The organism is Brevibacillus sp. RS1.1, from assembly GCF_013284365.1.
In the GTDB taxonomy this organism is placed as follows: domain Bacteria; phylum Bacillota; class Bacilli; order Brevibacillales; family Brevibacillaceae; genus Brevibacillus; species Brevibacillus brevis_D.
This window is the reverse complement of sequence record NZ_JABSVA010000011.1, coordinates 114404-134485: the sequence shown is the minus strand read 5'-3', so window position 1 is coordinate 134485 and position 20082 is coordinate 114404. Positions and strand designations below refer to the sequence as shown.

The window sequence follows — 20082 nt, the reverse complement described above, 5'->3', positions numbered from 1 at the left end:
TGCACTGTACTAATCTCTGTTATATAATAAAAACAAATTTTAAGAATATTGTTTTAATACAGAAATGGAGGAATGGAGAATGGACTGCTATCGGTGTGAAGGAAACGGAGAACAAAATTGCCCAAGATGTGGAGGCGTTGGTCGTGATGCCAACGGAGCGGCTTGCCACAAGTGCATGGGAGACGGGCATGTATGCTGCAGTCATTGTAGTGGCAGCGGGTATCAGGAGTAAGGACATTTTTTTTGTCACTACTGTTATATAATAAAAATAATTTTATCAATCTGTACCATAATAACTTTGAATTGAGGGAGGAGGGGCTGTTTTGACTACCGTACCAACGAATCCATATCCGCTGGAGGTGCAGATTTCCGGTGAGATGCACCCTGGTTATCAAGAAATCCTGACACCAGAAGCGATTCAATTCGTGATGAAGCTGGAGCAAAGGTTTGGCGACAGACGACAACAATTGTTGGCGAAACGCGTGGAGCGTCAATTGCAAATCGATGCAGGCCAACTGCCGGATTTTCTACAGGAGACAGCGGACATTCGTAAAGGAGATTGGACTGTTGCTCCATTGCCCAAAGATTTGCAGGACAGACGGGTGGAGATTACAGGACCTTCGGGTGACCGAAAAATGGTCATCAATGCACTGAACTCGGGTGCTCGGCTTTTCATGGCTGACTTTGAGGACGCGAACTCACCGACCTGGGAGAACACCATCCAAGGCCAAATCAACATGAAGGATGCGGTACGCCGCAATATCTCTTACATCAGTCCGGAGGGCAAATCATACACCCTCAATGAAAAGACAGCGGTTTTGATCGTGCGTCCTCGTGGCTGGCATCTTGAAGAAAAGCACATCCTCCTCGATCAAAAACCGATCTCCGGCAGCCTGCTTGATTTCGGACTTTACTTTTACCACAACGTAGATGCTCTTATCGCGAATCAGACAGCACCGTATTTCTACTTACCGAAACTGGAGAGCCACTTGGAGGCTCGACTCTGGAACGACGTCTTCCTTTTCGCGCAGGATGAATTAAATATTCCACGCGGTACTATTCGCGCGACAGTATTGATCGAAACGATTCTCGCAGCCTTTGAGATGGATGAGATTCTGTATGAGCTGCGCGAGCATAGTGCAGGACTGAATTGCGGACGTTGGGATTACATTTTCAGCTATATCAAAAAGCTGCGGAATCAGCCTGATGTCATTACGCCGGATCGTGCGCAAGTAACTATGACGGTTCCGTTCATGAAAGCATACACCACGCTGGCCGTGAAGACTTGCCATAAACGGATGGCGCCTTGCATTGGGGGAATGGCTGCACAAATTCCGGTGAAAAATGACCCGGTACAAAACGCAGAAGCCATTGCCAAAGTGCGCGCTGACAAAGAGCGGGAAGCGTACGATGGACATGATGGGACTTGGGTTGCTCACCCGGGGCTAGTGCCAGTAGCTATGGAAGTGTTCGATCGCCTGATGAGAGAGCCGAACCAAATTTGGTACAAACGTGAAGACGTAGACGTATCTGCTAGTCACCTGCTGGCAGTCCCAGAGGGCACGATTACAGAAGCGGGTGTCCGTACGAACATAAGTGTAGGCTTGCAGTACATCGAGGCTTGGTTGCGAGGCTCTGGGGCTGTGCCGATCAACAATCTGATGGAGGATGCGGCTACAGCAGAAATTTCGCGGGCACAGGTCTGGCAATGGATGCGCCATCGTCACGGAGTCTTGCAGGATGGTAGAAAGGTGACGGAAGGCTTGGTGAAGCAGTGGCTGAGTGAGGAGCTGCAAGCGATCAAGCAAGCAATTGGCCAAGAGAGGTACGACAACAGCAAGTATACGATTGCAGGTGATCTGTTCTTGCAATTAGTAACGACAGAAGATTTTGAAGACTTCCTAACGGTACCGGGTTATCGCTATTTGTAAAAATAAAAAGAGTGGGGGAAATGAAAATGACGAAAGTAAACAAGCAAGACGCGATTCAACAGGTGGAGCAAAGCTGGCAGGGGGAGCGGTTTCAAGGGATTACACGCCCGTATACGGCAGAAGATGTCGTTCGTCTGCGCGGTTCCGTACAAATCGAGCATACGCTAGCTCGTCTGGGAGCAGAGCGTCTGTGGGAACTGTTGCACACCGAGCATCATATTAAAGCGTTGGGGGCTTTGACCGGGAATCAAGCGATTCAGCAGGTAAAGGCAGGATTAAAAGCGATTTATTTGAGTGGCTGGCAGGTAGCGGCCGATGCCAATCTGTCTGGTCAGATGTATCCTGATCAAAGCCTCTACCCGGCAAACAGTGTTCCACAAGTCGTAAAAAGAATTAATCAGGCATTGCAACGGGCGGATCAGATCGATCAATCAGAGGGAGGTACCGACACGCATTGGTTTGCTCCAATCGTAGCAGACGCAGAAGCGGGTTTTGGTGGCCCACTCAACGTCTTCGAATTGATGAAGGGTATGATTGAAGCGGGCGCAGCAGGCGTGCATTTTGAAGACCAGCTGGCTTCCGAGAAAAAATGCGGCCATATGGGCGGAAAGGTATTGATTCCGACGCAAGCAGCCGTACGTAATCTGATTTCCGCCCGATTTGCAGCAGATGTGATGGGAGTCCCGACGATTATCGTGGCGCGTACCGATGCCAATGGCGCTTTCCTAATCACTAGCGACATCGATGAGCAGGATAAACCATTCCTGACGGGTGAACGAACAGCAGAAGGATTCTTCCGTCTACGCGGCGGATTGGATGCAGCAATTGCGCGTGGCCTTGCGTACGCACCCTATGCAGATTTGATCTGGTGCGAGACTTCTGAGCCGAATCTGGAGGAAGCACGCCGTTTTGCAGAGGCGATTCATGCCAAATATCCGGGAAAACTGTTAGCATACAATTGCTCACCTTCCTTTAACTGGAAAAAGAAGCTGGATGAACAGACCATCGCTCGCTTCCAGGAAGAGATCGGCGAGATGGGCTACAAGTTCCAATTTGTCACGCTCGCTGGCTTCCACTCTCTGAATTACAGCATGTTTGAACTGGCGCGCGGCTATCGTGACCGCGGAATGGCTGCTTACTCTGAATTGCAGCAGTCTGAGTTCGATAGCGAAGTCCATGGCTATACGGCCACTCGTCATCAGCGTGAAGTGGGTACCGGGTATTTCGATGAGATTGCGCAGGTCATCTCTGGCGGCAATTCCTCTACGACTGCCCTCAGCGGGTCAACGGAAGAGGAGCAATTTGCTCACAATTAAAGAGGAAAAACGAAGGCCTAGGTGGTTCTCTGGTATTCAGAGGGCCACTTTTTGCGTTCACTTCTATTTTTCATAGAGTCTTAATAGCTTTTTAACAACGCATTTATATCAGTTTCATTTTGATTGTGTACGATTGGGTTAGAAAAAGCCAAAAGACCAAACACAAATAAAAACGAAAAGGGGCCTTAAAGATGAGAGGGAACCAGTTAAGCTGGAAACGAACCGTTGTTGTCATGACATCTGTTTTTCTGCTTGCGGGATGTGCCACCGAGACGAAATCAGGCACTTCTCTGGATACGTCGCAATTGACCCTGGATCAAATCGTGGAAAAAGCGAAGCAGGAGGGAGAAGTCAACTCCGTGGGTATGCCAGACACGTGGGCAAACTGGGGGGAGACCTGGAGCAATCTCGGAAAAGAATACGGCTTGAAGCATACCGACACAGATATGTCGAGCGCAGAAGAATTGGCTAAGTTTGAAGCAGAAAAAGAAGACGCTACTGCAGATATCGGTGATGTAGGTATCGCTTTTGGACCGTTAGCCAAGCAAAAAGGGCTGACGCTGCCTTACAAAACCTCTTACTGGAACGACATTCCCGACTGGGCAAAAGATGATGAAGGACATTGGTTGCTAGGCTATACCGGAACGCTGGCTTTTATCACTGACAAGACAAAGGTGCAAAATCCCCCCAAGTCCTGGGCGGATTTGAAAAACGGAAGCTACAAGGTCGCGATCGGCGATGTCATGAAAGCGAATCAGGCGCAGTTTGCCGTTTTGGCCGCCGCCTATGCTAATGGGGGAGATGAGAAAAATATTCAGCCCGGCATTGACTTTTTCGCTGAATTGGCCAAAAACAAACGGCTCAGTACGAGCGATCCGAGCCTTGCCAATCTAGAAAAGGGTGAGGTCGAAGTCGCAATCTTGTGGGACTTCAATGCGCTCGGGTATCGGGACAAAATCGACAAAAACCGCTTTGATGTCCTCATCCCGGAGGAAGCATCAGTCAGCAGCGGGTACGCTACAGTAATCAACAAGTACGCCAAGCACCCACACGCTGCCATGCTGGCTCGTGAATATATTCTCTCCGACGCTGGACAGTCTAATTTGGCTCGCGGCTATGCACGACCGATTCGCGCTAACGCCAAGCTGGATGAATCCGCTAAAGCCATGCTGCTCCCCGATGATATGTATAAAAACGCACGTCCGGTGGGCGATTTGACTGCTTGGGAAGAGACGGCTAAAAAGTTGCCGCAGTTATGGCAAGAGAAGGTGTTAATCCATGTGCGCTAGCAAGCTCGCCATGATTGTGCTCGATGGATTGAGATTTGACACAGCCGTCTCGCACATGGGGTATCTGCATCACCTGGTCGAATACGGCATTGCGGCCCGGTTTCAGGTGAGATCGGAATTACCCAGTCTGTCTCGTCCCTTGTACGAGGTTCTTTTAACGGGAACTCCTGTGTGGAAGAACGGTATTTCTAGCAATCAGACGGTTCGGCTTTCGCATCAGGAGAGTCTCTTTCACCTGACGCAAAAAAACGGGATGTCCAACGCTGCTGCCGCTTATTGCTGGGTAAGCGAGCTATATAACAAGGCTCCATTCAGTCCGTTTCACGACCGAATCCAATTGAACTCCGACAAGCCGATACAAAACGGGATGTTCTACTGGGAAGATCACTATCCGGATACACACTTGTTTGCTGATGCCAACTTTTTGTTGAATGGATACAATCCAGATTTTCTTTACGTCCACTCCATGAATATCGACGATGATGGCCATAAGCATACGGCCGATTCCGCGCAATATCGAAATCGCGTTCTGGCGGCAGATTCGATACTGGCAAATGTGCTTCCTGCGTGGATCGATGCGGGTTATCAAATCATCGTGACAGCCGATCACGGGATGACAGCCGATGGAAATCATGGTGGCAATTCTAGCGCTGACCGGGACGTTCCCTTGTTTGTCATCAGCAACCTGATATCTCCGGGTATTCGCGAGGAGGCAATTCCGCAATTGCAGGTGGCTCCGCTTGCCTGCCATTTGCTCGGCATCTCCCCCTCGAAAGAGATGCAGCCATTGAACGTATGAGGGCTGAGCAAGACGTCTCCCTAAGGGGGCGTCTTTTCCTCTAAGAAAGGAGCTTTTGCGATGAAACGATTTGTCAGTATGTTTTGGGTCACGACGATTCCGTTCTTTGCAATGATCGCTCTGTTTCTTCTCGTCCCGTTGCTTTCCATGATTGGAGGGAGCTTCCAGGCCGAGGGGGGCGGCGGTTTTACCATGAGTCACTATCGTGAGATTTTTTCAAATCCGTATTACTTGCAGGCTTTTGAGAACAGTGTGCTCATCTCGTTTCTGTCTGCTCTCATTGGAATCGTCGTTGCTGTTTTTGCCACCTATGCGATTACCCGTTTCCCACAGGCTCTGCAACAGCGAGTGCTTGTCATTACCAATCTAACCTCCAATTTTGCGGGGATTCCGCTCGCTTTTGCCTTCATTGTCCTGTTGGGAAACAGTGGATTGTTTGTTTTGCTAGCGAGGCAACTGGGGATTGATTTTGGTCAGTCCTTTACTCTGTATTCGTGGAGCGGCTTGACGCTTGTGTATATTTATTTTCAACTGCCTCTGGCGGTAATGCTTTTGTATCCCCTGTACAACGCTATTCAGAAGCAATGGATGGAAGCGGCCGAGCTGCTTGGGGCAAGTCCATGGGAGTTTTGGCTGAGAATCGGGTTTCCGGTACTCCTTCCGGGCATCGTCGGCACATTCAGCATTCTGTTTGCCAATGCAATGGGTGCTTATGCTTCTGCCTACGCGCTCACCGGGAGTAACTACAATCTGGTGCCCATCCGGATTGGTGCACTAGTATCTGGCGACATTTTTGCAAGACCCGAGCTAGGTAGCGCACTCGCAGTACTGCTTGGCCTGACGCTTGCCGCCGCCCTGCTCGTGAACGAGTGGCTGACGCGGAAGATTCGGAGGGATTTATCTTGAAGCGGATCAGTTTGCCATCCTTGTCGTTTGCGTTGGTCATGCTGTATTTGTTTTTGCCAGTAGCTGCTACCATCCTTTACTCATTGGCAACCGAGTGGAATAGCACGGTTTTGCCGGAAGGACTCACAGGAAAATGGTTTGCGGAGCTGTATGCCGATCCCCGATTCTTGCAGGCATTCGGGCGTTCCTTTCTGCTCAGCTTTCTGACGACAGTCGTTGCCGTCGTCATTATTGTTCCTGCTGTATTCTCCATTATCGTCTACGCTCCCAGGATGGAGAGGCTGGTTCAGATTTTGGTGATGCTGACCTACGCCGTTCCCGGTGTTATTATGGCGGTCGGATTGATCCGGACTTATTCAGGAAACGGAATTCCCATGGTGATCATTACAGCGGGGGCGTATTTGGTCGGTTTGCTTCCGTATCTTTATCAGGGAACGCGCAACAGCCTGCTTGCCATGCAGGCACGTTCGTTGATGGAGGCAGCCGAGCTATTGGGTGCGAGCCACTGGCAGGCCTTCGTACGGATTATCGTCCCGAATATCATGTCTGGAATTTTCGTGTCCTCACTCTTGTCGTTCTCCATTTTATTTGGTGAATTCGTATTGATTAACATCCTGGTGGGAGGAAGGTACGAAACCCTGCAGATGTATCTGTACGCCAAGCTATCGTCAAGTGGACATGTCGCCAGCGCGATTACGGTCACTTATTTTGTCCTGATGGCTATTATCACTGGCCTGGTTGTAAAATTCACGCGCCGAAGCTTCGCACGCAAGGAGGTCCCCTGATGAGTTACGTCCAAATCAAAAACTTGTCCAAAACCTTTCACGGTCAACACGTGCTGCAGCAACTTGATCTTGCGATTGAAAAAGGCGAGCTGGTTACCTTGCTTGGCCCTAGCGGGTGTGGCAAAAGTACGCTGTTACGCATCCTCAGTGGTTTGACGGCTCCTGATACAGGCATGATCTACATTGACGGCAAAGATGTGACGGACGTGTCGCCAAAAAACAGGCAGATCGGCATGGTGTTCCAATCGTATGCGCTCTTTCCCAATCTTACGGTCAGTCAAAACATTGCCTTTGGCCTGGAAATGAACAAAATCTCGAAAACGGAGATTCGTCTGCGTGTCCAGGAAATGATTGAGCTGGTGGGATTGGTGGGAAAGGAGCAGGCTTACCCACGAGAATTGTCTGGTGGTCAGCAGCAGCGTGTCGCACTTGCTCGTTCTCTGGTCACCCAGCCAAAAGTACTTTTGCTCGATGAGCCACTTAGTGCGCTTGATGCCCAGATTCGTAAAAATTTGCAAAAGCAGCTACGCACCATCCAACGTGAGTTAAATATGACGACTGTGCTGGTTACTCACGATCAAGAAGAAGCCATGGCTGTCAGTGATCGCATCTACATCATGAATGGCGGACGAATTGTTCAGCACGGCAGTCCTCAAGAGATTTACACGCAACCTCGTTCTGAATTTGTCGCTCGCTTCATTGGCAATTACAACGTGCTGACTGCCGAACAGCTTACCCGAATCATGCCTAAACTGTCCCATCCGGCAGTTGAACGTTTTGCAATCCGCCCTGAGACGTTTCGTGAGCAGCCTTTGAATGGGGAGGACATCTGTTTGACCGGGAATATCGCTCAGGTAACCATGCTCGGAAACATTACCCGTTACGAGCTGAACATTGGTGATGTTCCTGTACTGGTGGACACTCTTCACCTGTCCTTAGAGCAGGAGCAGATAGGCACAACAAAAACATTGTATGTAAGTCCCAAGGATGTGATTCCGCTTTATGACACTATTGCCTGAAGAACGACAGCAAGTGATTCTCGACGAATTGAACCGCCACGGTAAAATTCAGGTGATGAGTCTGGCTAAAACCCTGGCAGTAACACCGGAGACCATACGACGTGATCTGGACCAGTTGGAGCAGCAGCGTTTGTTAAAGCGAGTGTACGGAGGAGCGATCCCTTATCATTTGGCGAAACGCGAGCCGCATTTTGAAAAGAAACAGGCGATCCAACAGACGGCAAAAACGAAAATCGGGCAGATCGCGGCAGAACTTTTGTCTGACGGGGATACTATCGCGCTCGATGTCGGGACGACAACACTGGAATTGGCACGTGCTATCAAGGGCCTCAATCAATTAACGATTGTCACGAATTCACTACCCGCCGCTTCTTTACTAAACGAGCTGTTGGAAGTCAATCAATTCAATGGTCAGGTCATTATGCTGGGGGGGCTGACCCATCCGGCCCAAAAATCGGTTGCTGGGGCGTTTACCTGCGAGCTACTCTCTCGTTTTCATTTTGATAAAGCGTTCATTTCTTGTGGAGGGATAACGGCTGATGGCTTCACCGATTATGACATGGAAGAAACGCTGTGCTCGACCATGATGGTACAGCGATCGGAGCAAGTCTATGTATTGGGAGACACATCGAAGATCGGCCAAACGCAATTTTTTCGTATTTGCGGCTGGCAGGATGTCAGCGCGGTTGTTTGTGACCAGCCGATGCCGAATGAATGGCTATCGTCTGGCATGCAAACTACCTGGATAAGCGAACATCCGGGAAGGAGAGATTTCACATGTTGATCGACTATCATCTTCATCTAGAAGAAGGGCCTTTTTCATTGCGTTGGCTCGACCGTACCAATATGGCCCTCGACCATTTTTATCCGTTGACTGAACCTCGACATACCCGTGCCTGGCTGCTGGACAGTATTGCGCGATTAAATAACCGCATGTCTTTGGGGGCATACGACCCATCCTGGATCGATCTGTATTTACGTGAAGCGTTAAACAAAGGCTTGAAGGAAGTGGGGATCGTCGATCATTTATACCGCTTTCGTGAAGCCCGTCCTTACTTTGAACGGTATATGGAGCTGGGGGACACCGAGTTGGGTCGTTTGCAGCGAACGTGGCTTGATCAAGTATGCACTGAGAGCCTCAGTGACTTTTGTGTCGCCATTGAGGAAGCAAAGCAGCGTTGGTCGGCAAGCGGTGTGGAGTTGCGGTTGGGGCTGGAAGCGGATTACTTTATCGGCGGGGAAGCAGAATTGGAAAGCTTGCTCGCAGGTGCTTCGTGGGATTATGTGATCGGTTCTGTTCATTTTTTGCAAGGATGGGGCTTTGACAATCCCGAGACTCGCCATCTGTTTGAGCAGCATGACCTGAAACAGCTATACACGGACTTTTTCCACACAGTTGAGTCCATGATCAGGAGCAACTTGTTTGATTTTGTTGCCCATCTGGACAATTTGAAAGTGTTCTCCTATCGTCCAGAGGAATTGGAGCTTGTTCCTTATTACCACCGAATCGCAACTGCTTTGAAGGAAACGGATACAGCGACCGAAATCAATGCGGGCTTGTACTACCGCTATCCCGTTCAGGAAATGTGCCCCAGTCCCGCTTTCCTCGATGTTTTGGTGGCGCATGGTGTTCCACTGACACTCTCGTCTGACGCGCACTTTCCTGATGATATTGGCAGATATGTGGCGGTGAATCTGGAGATCCTCGATTCAATGGGGGTAACGGAGATTGCCACTTTTTCCGGTCGTCAACGGATCATGAAGCCAATCCGCTTTGCTTGACTGTGAAAAGTAGTATGTTTTGAGCAAAATAGGATTGAGAAGCAAAAGACCTTGGAATGCCAAGGTTTTTTTGTTGTCTTTAGATCTTACTTGTATTTGTTCAAGCCATTGCCCCGGTAGAATACCGAATCACACTGGCTGCTTAGACTTTTTTAGTTCTGTCTGCTTGGCAGAGGTAAGACTACCACGGCAGGGTTTTTATGTTTTTACTGGAAAGTGTAACCTTTTGGTCGATTCTACGAATAAGTCAATGTAAATCAAGAGCAAGCAGCATCCAAGCAACCAATACAAAGGAGAGAACCTATGAAGAAAAAATTTTCGCAAGCTGTATGTGTGATGGGAGCCATCTGTGTTCTGGCCTCCACGCCTGTAGCTTTAGCCACCCAAGGAGAGTATCAGCAAACAACGTTATCAGCAGGAAATCAAGCAAGTGTAACGGATGATGTCATGAAAACAGTAGACGAAGCACTTGTCAAAGCGGGGAAACTATTGCCGTATCTCAAGGAGTATACGTTCAAGACGGTAACACTTGATAAAAAGAGACCGAACATTATCTTTGTTCAGCTGAGAAAAGAAAAAGACCAAAATGAGCCGAGAGTAGACATCGAATTTGAAGCGAAAACTGGGAAATTAATAAGTTTCAGGCTAGCAGCAGAGGAACCGGAAGATGAAAAGAAACCAACCTGGCAGGAGTCCAAAGAAAAGGCAACCGCTTTTCTAAAAGAGTGGTACGGTCCAGATATGGATGGTTATCAGCTTAATCAGGTCTTCACTGTAGAGGGTGGAGGCGGCATTGTGTTTTCCAAATCCGTAAATGGTTTACTCTATCCGAATTTGAATACACGCCTAGAGTTGAATGCCAAAGGTGAGGTTGTCTCCGGCGGACCAAATGGGGGTTTTCCCTATGACATCCCTTCAATCGAAAAGACCTCTTTCCCCGATCCCAAAGAAGCATTGGCAAAGGAACAAATGACAAAAACAGTAGCTTCCCACATGAAATTGTCCTATTGGGCCGATCAGAAGCTGCTTGCGTATAAGCCCATGTTTTCCGGATATCTGGATGCAACGACAGGGAAGTCCTTGTACGTGTCGGAACAGAAGTACGACCTGCCCGGAGAAATCGTGAAAGTTGCGCCGAAAACGAATAAACTGACAGCCAAAACGAAAGAGGAAGTTTCCTCATACGTCAAACAGGAATTTAACGTAGACATAAAAGCAGAGGAATGGAAGGAAGAGAGTTTTCCGAAAACGGGGATCAAGGTATTTACATGGAAGGAAGAAACCGACGATGAAACGGTAGTAACTGTTGTGGAGAAAACAGGAGAGATTCTGTCTTTTTCAAAAGAAGTGACAATAATTAAGAAAGATAGTGTGACGAGGGAAGAAGCGCGTTCGCTAGCAATCAAGGAAATGGAGAAATACCTACCCATTGATATGAAAGAAATGATGGAAATCGGTAGTTCAAAGCATATCAATGGCGAAGGAAATGGGAGCTTCGAATTTGAGTTCGTCAAGGTGCACCAGGGGATACCCGTACGAGACAGAAGCTTCTATGTCTACATCGTTAACGGAAAGGTCATGAGAATGGACACGACTAGCAAAGCGAAATTCACCGAACAGCTACCTGACTTGAAGGCAGGGGTAACGGCGGAACAGGCTGCGCAGGAATTCCTCAAGAAATTTCAACTGGAGTATTTTTATCCTGAAAATAACGGGAATAAGGTACTTTTGGTATACAAACTGGCCACGATCTATACAACGGTAAATAAACAAATTGATGCGTTAACAGGAAAGGTTGTTCAGGAGGATGAGGACCAAGAGGCTGATTGATGTATCTTGACCAAGGATAGAAAACACGCGGAGAAAGGAGGGCGCGCATGTATGACGACCTCAATGAGAAAATGGGGAGCATCTATGAACAGCACTACCTGGCTGTTTACTGCTTCTTGCTGCATTTCACGGGCAATCAGAATGAAACCGAAGATTTGACGCAAGAGGTGTTTACTCGTGTCGTGAAAGCATTGCCGACTTACGACGGGCGAGTAGCAGTAAAGACTTGGTTATTCTCCATCGCAAAGCATATTGCGATCGACCATTATCGCAAGCATAAGCTGTATGAACTGGTTTCCGAAAACTGGCTGATGCGGTTAACAGCAAAGCAAGGGATACCAGAAGTAGAGCTGGATAACAAGGAAGAAATGCGGGAGATCAAGGATGCGTTGCAAAGACTAAAACCATCTTATCGTATGGTCGTCATCTTGCGCAGTGTGGAAGGGTACAGCATCAGGGAGACGGCGGAACTTCTGGCTATTTCGGAGGCCAAGGTCAAGGTTATTTATCATCGGGCGCTGAAAAAGCTTCAGCACTTCCTGAAGGATTCGGTGAAAGGGGGGGTTCCACATGAGCTGGCATGAAGAAGAGCTGGAAAAACGACTGAAACGGCTAAAGGAAACGGAATCACCACCTCGCCCGGAATACGTCAGGGAGACTCATCATCGTTTACAATTACGTACAAATCAACTGATGCGTCGTTTGCATTTTCAACGTGTGGCAAATCGAGTGGCTGGCGTTGCAGCAATCGTTTTGTTGGGAGGATGGGTGTCCACAGAGAGTGGGCAGCAGAGCCTTCAAACTCTGTGGGAGCATACCATCAAGCATGAGCAACCTTCTGCAACCATTGTTCCTGCACCTACTCCCGAATCGACAACGCCGCCGTTTTCTCCTCCTCCAGCAAGCACGCCAAAAGAGAATAAAGTCGTGAATCGTCCTCCCGAAACAAATCGGCCAAAGACGACTACTGTACGTACAGAGCACAAGAAACAGCCAGAAAAGGCTTTACCACCAGTAGCTACCTCCCCGCTCAAGCAGACAGATGCCGTAACCGATGCAATACCAATCCCTCCCTTGGTGAAAAAAGCAAAAACATACGTGCTGGAGATGCTGGGTGAACAAGGAGAGCATTACCAATACAATCCTTCCCAGTCTGATCTAAAACGAGGAACCATTGGGTTTAGTCGGGTTGTTCATGGCATACCGTTTTATGAAGCAAGCTACACCGTTAAAATGAATGACGATCAGGTATCCAATTTTCAAATCCTTCAGGACTCCGATCAACTTCCGTCTCTTGCGCAGATTCCCAAACCAACGGCCGTACTATCCAAAGAAAAGGCGGAAGAGGCGCTTGCTTCGACATTGCGGTTGGTTTACCGGGAAAAAGGGGAGGAAGTAGCTTCCTTACACTACGAGCTTGACATTGCCGGGTTCATTGATGCCAATACAGGAGCTTTGGTCACTGGTCAAGGCGTTCCCATACAGAGAGATGAGGGAAAACGCATCGTACCAATAGCTGCTGAGGGGAGAACGTTAAAAGCCGGTGCAAGTGAAGAGACACTTTCCTTGCTAATTCAGGAATTCGCTTTGCCATTTTCTTTCGATAATTGGAAAGGGACGACATCTGTAGGGAGAGACGGGATACGGGAGTATCAGTGGGAGAAGAAAGAAAATGAACTGACGGCTCGAGTACATGAAAATGGGCAATTGCTATCTTATCGGATCAATAGCAAACAAGGAGCAAGGTCCTTTTCTGGAGAAAATCAGGAAGTTTTGCCGGAAGCCTTGTTACAGCCTGCGATTGAGCATTTGCAGCGTTACTTGGACAAGACAATCAAAGAGCTGGAGCTGACAAGCATCAGCAGGGAAGCAGCAGAGGTTCGCTTTCGATTTACCAAGCTGTATCAGGGCATTCCCGTTGTGGATCACTCCTATGAAGTGATTATGGATACGAACACAGGGGAAGTTGTCGGCATGTCAGGTGCGTTTGGAAAGGGGGCCACGAGCTATCCCGATCCTGCCAAGGCAATTTCCAAACAAGTTGCTGAGGCAACACTAAGAAAAAATCATCCTCTGGAGCTTGCGTATATTTTTACGGGTAAAAAGGGGACATCTGACAAGCAAGCGCTTCTTGTCTACCGTGTTTACAAGGAAAAAGGAATCAAAACATACATTGATGCGATCACCGGAGCTGTACTGGAACGGACACAGGAAGAACCGTGATCAAATGACAAATAAACAAAGGAGGACCGGGCATGGTCACCTGGTCCTCGATTGCCAAAATCGAGCGATTTCACTATAATGGAAGTGAATGTAAAATGTCCCCGTAGCTCAGCAGGATAGAGCAACGGTTTCCTAAACTGTAGGTCGGAGGTTCGAATCCTCTCGGGGACGCCATTGTAGGAAAAACCTTGGTGTATCAAGGTTTTTTCTTTTTTATGCATCCCCTCTCATCGTTTATTTGGAAAATACTGAGACGTAGATCATGTCTCACACGTATACCTTGTAGCAAAAAACGCTGGAGATAAGGGGTGTTTCCTTTGAAAAAAGTGATCGTAAGCATGGTCTTGGCTATTTTCTTTAGCGGCTGTAGCTCAGATGCGGTCGTACAAAATCAGACTGCCGCGCCACCTGCAAAAGAGGCAGTGAACACTGGCACAGAACAGAAACAATCGGTGGACAGCACTACAAGCTTTGACAAAATTGCGGGCTATTTGCAAGAAGAGAGCAACAAGGCTTTCTCCCCTTACTATGAGCTGCTCGAGTTTACCCTAACGGATTATGAAGAGAAAACCGTAGATGGAAAAGTAGAAGCGACATTCGGATATCAAGTGAAATACAAAAACTTTGACAAAGACCCTGACACCGTAGACTACATCAAGGCTGCAAAAGAAAAGAACGACCCCAACTACAAACAGCTGTATGATGAGTATTTGCAGCCCAAGGACATGAATTTTCATTTGAAAGCGGTAATGGAAGATGCGGACTCCATAACGCTTTACACCAATGTGAGTCCAAAAGGAGTCCAATGGGAAAAGGCAGTCATGTCTGATTTCATCCTGAAGAAATAAAATAGCGACTTGATTGTAGGCCGCGTAGTCACGCGGTCTTATTTATTTTTCTCGCACCAGTACTCGTACTCATTGTCGATCCAATCTTTAAGATGGTCGTAATTCTCCCAAGTATCTTCCACGTGATACACACTTGGCTCGCAATCAAACGCTTCTAGATAATGATAGCGATACTCCCCAGTTTCGAAATCGAAGTAAAACATCGCGAACTGGTTTCCTTCTTCATTTAACATGTCTTTAGCCAATACTCCACCCGTCTTCTCATAGACCTCAGGACCAGTCATCTTCCTTTGTTTAAATTCAGCGATTAGGTTTTCGTAACTTTTTTGGAAATCCTCGCTAACCATATCATTTTCAATCAACCAGCCAATGAAAAAGCCTGTATGTACATATGCCTGTTTTCGAGGAAGATCCTCCTCAAAGTTTTCGTAATGATATTTCGCTTTATCGTATACCGTTGTCATTAGCAAATCCTCTCTTTCTTTGATAACTGGATGAATGGTCAGAATTTTTTGGGTATGATAGAATAGTTTACCAACAAATGTGAATCGGAGGAGCATGTCGGATGCAAAATGATAAGCAAATCAAATTCATTAACCCTGAAACAATGCCACCTACATTCGGCTACACCCATGCAGTGGAGGTTCGCAACGCACGGACGATTTATGTATCGGGTCAGGTGGCTCTCAACAAGGAGGGCCAAGTGGTCGGCACAGGTGATTTAGCTGCACAGACAAAACAAGTTTTCGAAAATATCCAATTCGCGTTAGAAGCGGCAGGTGTCAGCTTTGATCATGTAGTGAAATTAACCTTTTTCGTGACGGACATCTCCAAGATGCACATTGTCCGTGAGATTCGAGATCAGTACGTGAATACAGAAACCCCGCCAGCGAGCTCTGCTGTTGAAGTGAGCAAGCTCATTAGGGAAGAGCTGTTGATCGAGATTGAAGCCATTGCCGTGGCAGATGTGTAGTTGTCTCATCCCCCTTCTGTTCGATTATTCATCGTTCAGAAGGGTTTTTTTATGCTCATTTGGGAAGATTATGGAGCGAGATAAGCGGATCGGAGTTGGTTGCATGAATTATATCATCGCAGGAATAGGTTTGATTACAGTTTTTTTGCTTGCTTGGCTGGCAAGTAGTGATAAAAAGCACATTCGGTATCGCCCTATCCTCATCATGATTCTGATTCAGATCGTACTTGGCTTGCTGCTGTTGCGAACCAGTATTGGACTCATTCTCATATCAGGCATTGCCAACAGTTTTTCCACACTCCTGAAGTATGCCTACGAAGGGATTAATTTTGTCTTCGGTGGCATTGCGAATCCGGGTGCGACGCCGTTTTTCTTGCAAGTTTTGCTGCCCATTGTGTTCATATCGGCACTGATCGGCATTTTGCAGTACACGAGGATCCTCCCTTTATTCATTCAGTACGTAGGGCTCGTATTGAGTAAAGTGAATGGCATGGGAAAATTGGAGTCTTATAATGCGATTGCTTCGGCGATTGTTGGGCAGTCCGAAGTGTTTATTACCGTGAAAAAACAGCTCGGTGCCATTCCCGAAAACAGGCTGTATACGCTGTGCGCCTCTGCGATGTCCACCGTATCTATGTCGATTGTGGGTTCCTTCATGACCATGGTCAAGCCGGAGTATGTGGTAGCTGCATTGGTACTCAACTTATTTGGTGGTTTTATCATTGCTTCCATTATTACGCCGTATGAAGTGGAGCCGGAAGATGACTTATTGGATCAAGAGAAGGGAGAGAAACAGGCCTTCTTTGAAATGCTCGGGGAGTACATTCTGGATGGATTTAAAGTAGCCGTGGTCGTTGCTGCGATGTTGCTCGGGTTTATTGCACTCATTGCGATGGTGAACGGGTTATTCAGTGCAGTATTCGGTATCTCGTTCCAAGCTTTGTTAGGGTACGTCTTTGCCCCGCTCGCCTTTCTTATGGGGGTTCCCTGGCACGAAGCTGTACAAGCGGGTAGTATCATGGCTACCAAAATTGTGGCCAACGAGTTTGTCGCCATCCTCGAATTTACGAAGATTCAAAGCCAGTTAAGCGAAAGAACGATCGCCATCGTGTCTGTGTTTTTGATCTCGTTTGCGAACTTTGGCTCCATCGGGACAATTGTTGGTGCGGTAAAAGGCTTGAATGAAAGACAAGGAAATGTCGTCGCCCGGTTTGGATTGAGGCTGTTATACGGGGCAACACTCGTCAGCATTTTATCAGGAATTATCATCAGCGTTGTGGTGTGAAGGGGACCCTTTCCGGGGTCTTTTTTTGTTAGGGACAGTTTCGTAACCAAATGATGGGGAGTAGCGTCTATCAATTGAGATATTCGTCTTTATTTCTCGGATCGTATCCTTCATCAAAGGAATGGGAATCACGGTTGTTACGCTCTATGAGGACTCTCTGCTTCCGGCGCTTGGCAATCCAATCGATGATAGCTCCAATCAGCAAGAGACCTCCGAAAATAAGTACGACGAGTAACCAGAGTGGCATTCAACCAACACCTCACTTTTTACTAAAAGATACGTCATACGAGTGATGAAGTTGCGTTGAGACCATTCAAGAGGAAGAAAAGGAGCGAGTTCGGATGAGAAAATGGGTGTGTATGACCGTAATGGCAGGTTTGATTGTGGGAGGCTGTTCATCTGAAACGAGCGTACCAACAGATTCTAAACAACAGCCTGTAGCCGAGCAGAAGCAAGAGACGGGAAATGCCGGTGGTGACCAAAAGCAAGAAAATCAATCCACTACTGAGGGCCAAATCATTCTGGATGATCAATTTTTAAAACTGCTTGCCAAAAACGAAATCAGTGGCTTCGATATCCACATCGGGATGAAGCGGGATGAGGTTTCTGCGCTATACGGCAAGGTAACGAAACAGGATTATTGGGATGGCGGGCGTTATGAAGTCTTTGAGAAGCTAAAGAGTGCGCTCATTTATTTCGATGGGCAAGATCGCGTATATGGAATTGATTTGGCCGGTCTTCATCTCAATGAAACGAATCTGGACACCATTCGTAAAAATCTGGGGGCGCCCGTTAGTGAAGAGAAGAGCATGGCCGACCAGGATTATGTCATGTTTTTTGAAGCGGGTGACAACTCCGTATTTATTAGTGCAAAGGACGAGCAATCACCAGCAGACAAAATAAGGGTCATCAATAAAAAAATGATCGAGGAATCACCGCAAAAGGAATAAAAAAAGCCAAGTCAGAGGGCTCCCAAATGTGCCCTTCGACTTGGCTTTTATATGTTTCACAATGGTATTACTCCACCGATCTCTTTCCAAACAGAATTGCGTCGAGTGCGAACTTGGTGCTGCCGCTGATACCAAGAGCAACCAACATCGCAAGCAAGGCCAGATCCAATTCATAACCAGCTCCACCTTCACCGCCCATGAAGCCGGCAGCGAGCTTGGCCTTAAAGATCGCACCAAGCATGACAACAGATAACGCACCTGCGAACACGCGAGTACCCAGACCCAGAATCAAGGCAATACCACCTACTACCTCCAAGAAGGCTACCAGATAAGCAATGAATGCAGGGAGTCCCATGGTCCCGAAGAAACCAGCGACATTCTCCAGCCCCATTTGGAATTTAGCCACTCCGTGAATGGCAAAAGTCAGACCAGCAATCACACGTAGAATAAGTGTGCTCCATTCAAAACGATTAGACATGTATGAATCCCTCCGAAAATTTAAATGCGTAATAAAGTTACTTTTCGTTAGTAAGTATACAATAATAATTTCCTAAGTCAAGTGATTCAATAAAATCCCAGTAGTTGGCAAGTGCGATTTTCAAGGTTGATTCAAATCATTGCTTTTGATGGATGGAACAAAGAGCGGTATACTGAAAGGAGAATGAGGTGATACCTATGAAGCAGTCTACCCTCTGTCCAAAGTTCGAAAAAGGTATGCAGTTGTTGGGGAAGCGATGGACAGGTCTAATTCTATTCCAGTTGTTGTCGGGACCACAGCGATTTTGTGCATTGGAAGGGGCCCTGCCAGTAAGCGGAAGGCTACTTTCCGAGCGTTTGAAGGATTTGGAGAAGGAAGGACTCGTGCATCGGCAGGTGTTTACTGATTCTGCTCCTGTCCGCGTAGAGTATTCCTTAACGGAAATGGGGAAAGCTTTGACTCCAGTGCTCAAAGGAATTGAGTCTTGGTCGCAGAGCTGGATCGAGTTGAATGTAGACGAAATGGCGAACGACAGCGAAGAATAACATAGCCTATATAAAAAAGCATCAGGAGAGTATGCCTGACGCTTGCCACGATGAAAACCCCTGGAGACAGGGGTTTTTCTGTTATCCGTTAGTTAATCTTTAAGAAGGATTTTCGTTCTTTTCTTGCAAAGCCTTCCACTTTAAAAATTCAATATGGCGCTTGACCTCAATTAGATCCTTCTCTGTCAGGCCATCAACATCCAAAAAGGTCGCCGGTGTTTCCCGGACAGAACCGCGTTGCCAAGATGGTTCCTCCGTGCGACCGTGGAGAAAATCGGTGGATACTTCAAATAAATCTGCGACTTTGGAAATCAGATGAACATCGACGCCCTTCTTTTCACCTGACTCGATCCGCGAAAGTACTGTATTATGTATGCCCAGCTTTTCAGCTAATTGAAGTTGTGACCATTGTTTTTGTTCGCGCAGCCATTTTATGCGTTGACCAACTATGGACATCGTGAGACCACCTCTATCGTTTTGGCAATTCCATTCTAACAATTTTCCAAAACGGAAAAAACAAGATTGCTAATATGACAAAAACTGTATTGACTTTGCTAAAATTGAAAGGCTATGATGTAACTATAAATATTTGCCATTTTTGCAAATCAGGAGGGGATAACTGATGGAACGGCTCAACCTCCCGTTTATCGCGCAACGACGTAATGAGTGCAAGCTAACCTTGCAAGAAATGGCGGAAGCACTCGGGTTTCGAAATGCTTCGACATACTTGAAGTACGAGAAGGGAGAATATGACTTCAAGGCTAATCATTTGCCAGTGTTGGCGAAAAAGCTACGATGCAGCATGCTTGATCTTTTTATCAGAATGGTTTGCTGATTTAGCAAAAGGGGTGGGATGGATTGAACGCTTGGGAGGCAAATAAAAGGCAGCTGGAAATATGGAGAAAGACCGTCGCTTACGAAATTGAAATGATGGCGCCACAGAGTATGCCGGCTTGCGAGGGATTTCTCGAGCGCTTAGTCATGTTTGAAAAGGAGTTGGAAAACAACGCGCGATGCCCATATAGTACGACACATGGTGGGAATGATGCCGGGTCGCGTCCGTTACCCATTCAGGAAACAGAAAAAAGCCCGGTACGGATTTCACCGTGACCGGGCATTCTTT

At 47.4% G+C, this 20082-nt stretch carries 24 protein-coding genes and 1 tRNA gene; 21 read left to right on the top strand and 4 right to left on the bottom strand.

Annotated elements, in window-relative coordinates:
• Nucleotides 1-95: 95 nt before the first annotated feature.
• The 15 genes from HP570_RS29720 (at nt 96) to HP570_RS25280 (ending at nt 14728) form a co-directional block, all read left to right on the top strand.
• On the top strand, nt 96-263 hold the full coding sequence (locus HP570_RS29720; RefSeq protein ID WP_231850539.1) for a hypothetical protein: 168 nt from the start codon (nt 96-98) through the stop codon (nt 261-263).
• Nucleotides 264-323: 60 nt separating this feature from the next.
• Nucleotides 324-1931, top strand: coding sequence for a malate synthase A (aceB, locus tag HP570_RS25345; protein ID WP_012683801.1), 1608 nt, complete (start codon nt 324-326; stop codon nt 1929-1931).
• Between the two features lie 26 nt (nt 1932-1957).
• The gene (gene aceA, locus HP570_RS25340; protein ID WP_064202286.1) at nt 1958-3247 is read left to right on the top strand and encodes an isocitrate lyase; all 1290 of its coding nucleotides are present in this window, start codon (nt 1958-1960) and stop codon (nt 3245-3247) included.
• A gap of 191 nt (nt 3248-3438) precedes the next feature.
• A complete protein-coding gene (locus HP570_RS25335) occupies nt 3439-4536 on the top strand; it encodes an ABC transporter substrate-binding protein (protein ID WP_012683803.1) in 1098 nt (365 codons plus the stop codon).
• Nucleotides 4526-5335: an alkaline phosphatase family protein gene (locus HP570_RS25330; RefSeq protein ID WP_173627545.1), complete on the top strand. Its 810-nt coding sequence runs from the start codon at nt 4526-4528 to the stop codon at nt 5333-5335. The genes HP570_RS25335 and HP570_RS25330 overlap by 11 nt, the downstream gene beginning before the upstream one ends.
• A gap of 60 nt (nt 5336-5395) precedes the next feature.
• On the top strand, nt 5396-6241 hold the full coding sequence (locus HP570_RS25325) for an ABC transporter permease (protein ID WP_173627544.1): 846 nt from the start codon (nt 5396-5398) through the stop codon (nt 6239-6241).
• Nucleotides 6238-7026, top strand: a complete 789-nt coding sequence (locus tag HP570_RS25320; protein ID WP_012683806.1) for an ABC transporter permease — start codon at nt 6238-6240, stop codon at nt 7024-7026. The genes HP570_RS25325 and HP570_RS25320 overlap by 4 nt, the downstream gene beginning before the upstream one ends.
• Entirely contained in the window at nt 7026-8045 is a 1020-nt protein-coding gene (locus HP570_RS25315) for an ABC transporter ATP-binding protein (RefSeq protein ID WP_173627543.1), read from the top strand. Before HP570_RS25320 ends, HP570_RS25315 begins: the two co-directional genes overlap by 1 nt.
• A complete protein-coding gene (locus HP570_RS25310; protein ID WP_173627542.1) occupies nt 8029-8829 on the top strand; it encodes a DeoR/GlpR family DNA-binding transcription regulator in 801 nt (266 codons plus the stop codon). The genes HP570_RS25315 and HP570_RS25310 overlap by 17 nt, the downstream gene beginning before the upstream one ends.
• Nucleotides 8823-9827 carry a histidinol phosphate phosphatase domain-containing protein gene (locus HP570_RS25305; protein ID WP_173627541.1) on the top strand — a complete coding sequence of 335 codons (1005 nt, stop codon included), beginning with the start codon at nt 8823-8825 and terminating at the stop codon, nt 9825-9827. The genes HP570_RS25310 and HP570_RS25305 overlap by 7 nt, the downstream gene beginning before the upstream one ends.
• Before the next feature lie 303 nt (nt 9828-10130).
• Complete coding sequence (locus HP570_RS25300) at nt 10131-11657, top strand: YcdB/YcdC domain-containing protein (RefSeq protein WP_173627540.1); 1527 nt, start codon at nt 10131-10133, stop codon at nt 11655-11657.
• Between the two features lie 47 nt (nt 11658-11704).
• Entirely contained in the window at nt 11705-12241 is a 537-nt protein-coding gene (locus tag HP570_RS25295; RefSeq protein ID WP_173627539.1) for an RNA polymerase sigma factor, read from the top strand.
• On the top strand, nt 12228-13880 hold the full coding sequence (locus HP570_RS25290; protein ID WP_173627538.1) for a YcdB/YcdC domain-containing protein: 1653 nt from the start codon (nt 12228-12230) through the stop codon (nt 13878-13880). Before HP570_RS25295 ends, HP570_RS25290 begins: the two co-directional genes overlap by 14 nt.
• A gap of 97 nt (nt 13881-13977) precedes the next feature.
• A tRNA-Arg gene (locus HP570_RS25285) sits at nt 13978-14054 on the top strand.
• A gap of 134 nt (nt 14055-14188) precedes the next feature.
• The gene (locus HP570_RS25280) at nt 14189-14728 is read left to right on the top strand and encodes a hypothetical protein (protein ID WP_309139214.1); all 540 of its coding nucleotides are present in this window, start codon (nt 14189-14191) and stop codon (nt 14726-14728) included.
• 38 nt (nt 14729-14766) lie between these two features.
• Here the strand turns inward: HP570_RS25280 and HP570_RS25275 are convergent, their stop codons facing one another.
• Complete coding sequence (locus HP570_RS25275) at nt 14767-15192, bottom strand: DUF7832 domain-containing protein (protein WP_087347098.1); 426 nt, start codon at nt 15190-15192, stop codon at nt 14767-14769.
• Between the two features lie 101 nt (nt 15193-15293).
• Here HP570_RS25275 and HP570_RS25270 point away from each other — a divergent pair, with 101 nt between their 5' ends.
• Both HP570_RS25270 and HP570_RS25265 read left to right on the top strand, forming a co-directional pair.
• Nucleotides 15294-15701 (top strand): RidA family protein, encoded by a 408-nt coding sequence (locus HP570_RS25270; RefSeq protein ID WP_173627537.1) that lies wholly within the window; start codon nt 15294-15296, stop codon nt 15699-15701.
• Nucleotides 15702-15804: 103 nt separating this feature from the next.
• Complete coding sequence (locus tag HP570_RS25265) at nt 15805-16986, top strand: NupC/NupG family nucleoside CNT transporter (protein WP_173627536.1); 1182 nt, start codon at nt 15805-15807, stop codon at nt 16984-16986.
• 70 nt (nt 16987-17056) lie between these two features.
• On the opposite strand, the gene HP570_RS25260 is transcribed toward HP570_RS25265, so the two are convergent.
• The gene (locus tag HP570_RS25260) at nt 17057-17233 is read right to left on the bottom strand and encodes a hypothetical protein (protein WP_007719793.1); all 177 of its coding nucleotides are present in this window, start codon (nt 17231-17233) and stop codon (nt 17057-17059) included.
• A 94-nt stretch (nt 17234-17327) separates the two neighbouring features.
• Here HP570_RS25260 and HP570_RS25255 point away from each other — a divergent pair, with 94 nt between their 5' ends.
• Nucleotides 17328-17936 (top strand): hypothetical protein, encoded by a 609-nt coding sequence (locus tag HP570_RS25255; RefSeq protein ID WP_142498773.1) that lies wholly within the window; start codon nt 17328-17330, stop codon nt 17934-17936.
• A gap of 67 nt (nt 17937-18003) precedes the next feature.
• Here HP570_RS25255 and HP570_RS25250 read toward each other — a convergent pair whose 3' ends face one another.
• Complete coding sequence (locus HP570_RS25250; RefSeq protein WP_012683815.1) at nt 18004-18414, bottom strand: DoxX family protein; 411 nt, start codon at nt 18412-18414, stop codon at nt 18004-18006.
• Between the two features lie 197 nt (nt 18415-18611).
• Between HP570_RS25250 and HP570_RS25245 the strand changes: the two genes are divergently transcribed.
• Nucleotides 18612-18959 carry a winged helix-turn-helix transcriptional regulator gene (locus HP570_RS25245; RefSeq protein ID WP_173627535.1) on the top strand — a complete coding sequence of 116 codons (348 nt, stop codon included), beginning with the start codon at nt 18612-18614 and terminating at the stop codon, nt 18957-18959.
• 99 nt (nt 18960-19058) lie between these two features.
• Here HP570_RS25245 and HP570_RS25240 read toward each other — a convergent pair whose 3' ends face one another.
• Nucleotides 19059-19415, bottom strand: coding sequence for a helix-turn-helix domain-containing protein (locus HP570_RS25240; RefSeq protein WP_234126094.1), 357 nt, complete (start codon nt 19413-19415; stop codon nt 19059-19061).
• Between the two features lie 166 nt (nt 19416-19581).
• On the opposite strand from HP570_RS25240, the gene HP570_RS25235 reads away from it, so the two are divergent.
• Together HP570_RS25235 and HP570_RS25230 are read left to right on the top strand one after the other, a co-directional pair.
• On the top strand, nt 19582-19794 hold the full coding sequence (locus tag HP570_RS25235; RefSeq protein WP_012683818.1) for a helix-turn-helix domain-containing protein: 213 nt from the start codon (nt 19582-19584) through the stop codon (nt 19792-19794).
• 23 nt (nt 19795-19817) lie between these two features.
• Nucleotides 19818-20069 carry a hypothetical protein gene (locus HP570_RS25230; RefSeq protein WP_064202271.1) on the top strand — a complete coding sequence of 84 codons (252 nt, stop codon included), beginning with the start codon at nt 19818-19820 and terminating at the stop codon, nt 20067-20069.
• Nucleotides 20070-20082: the final 13 nt, after the last annotated feature.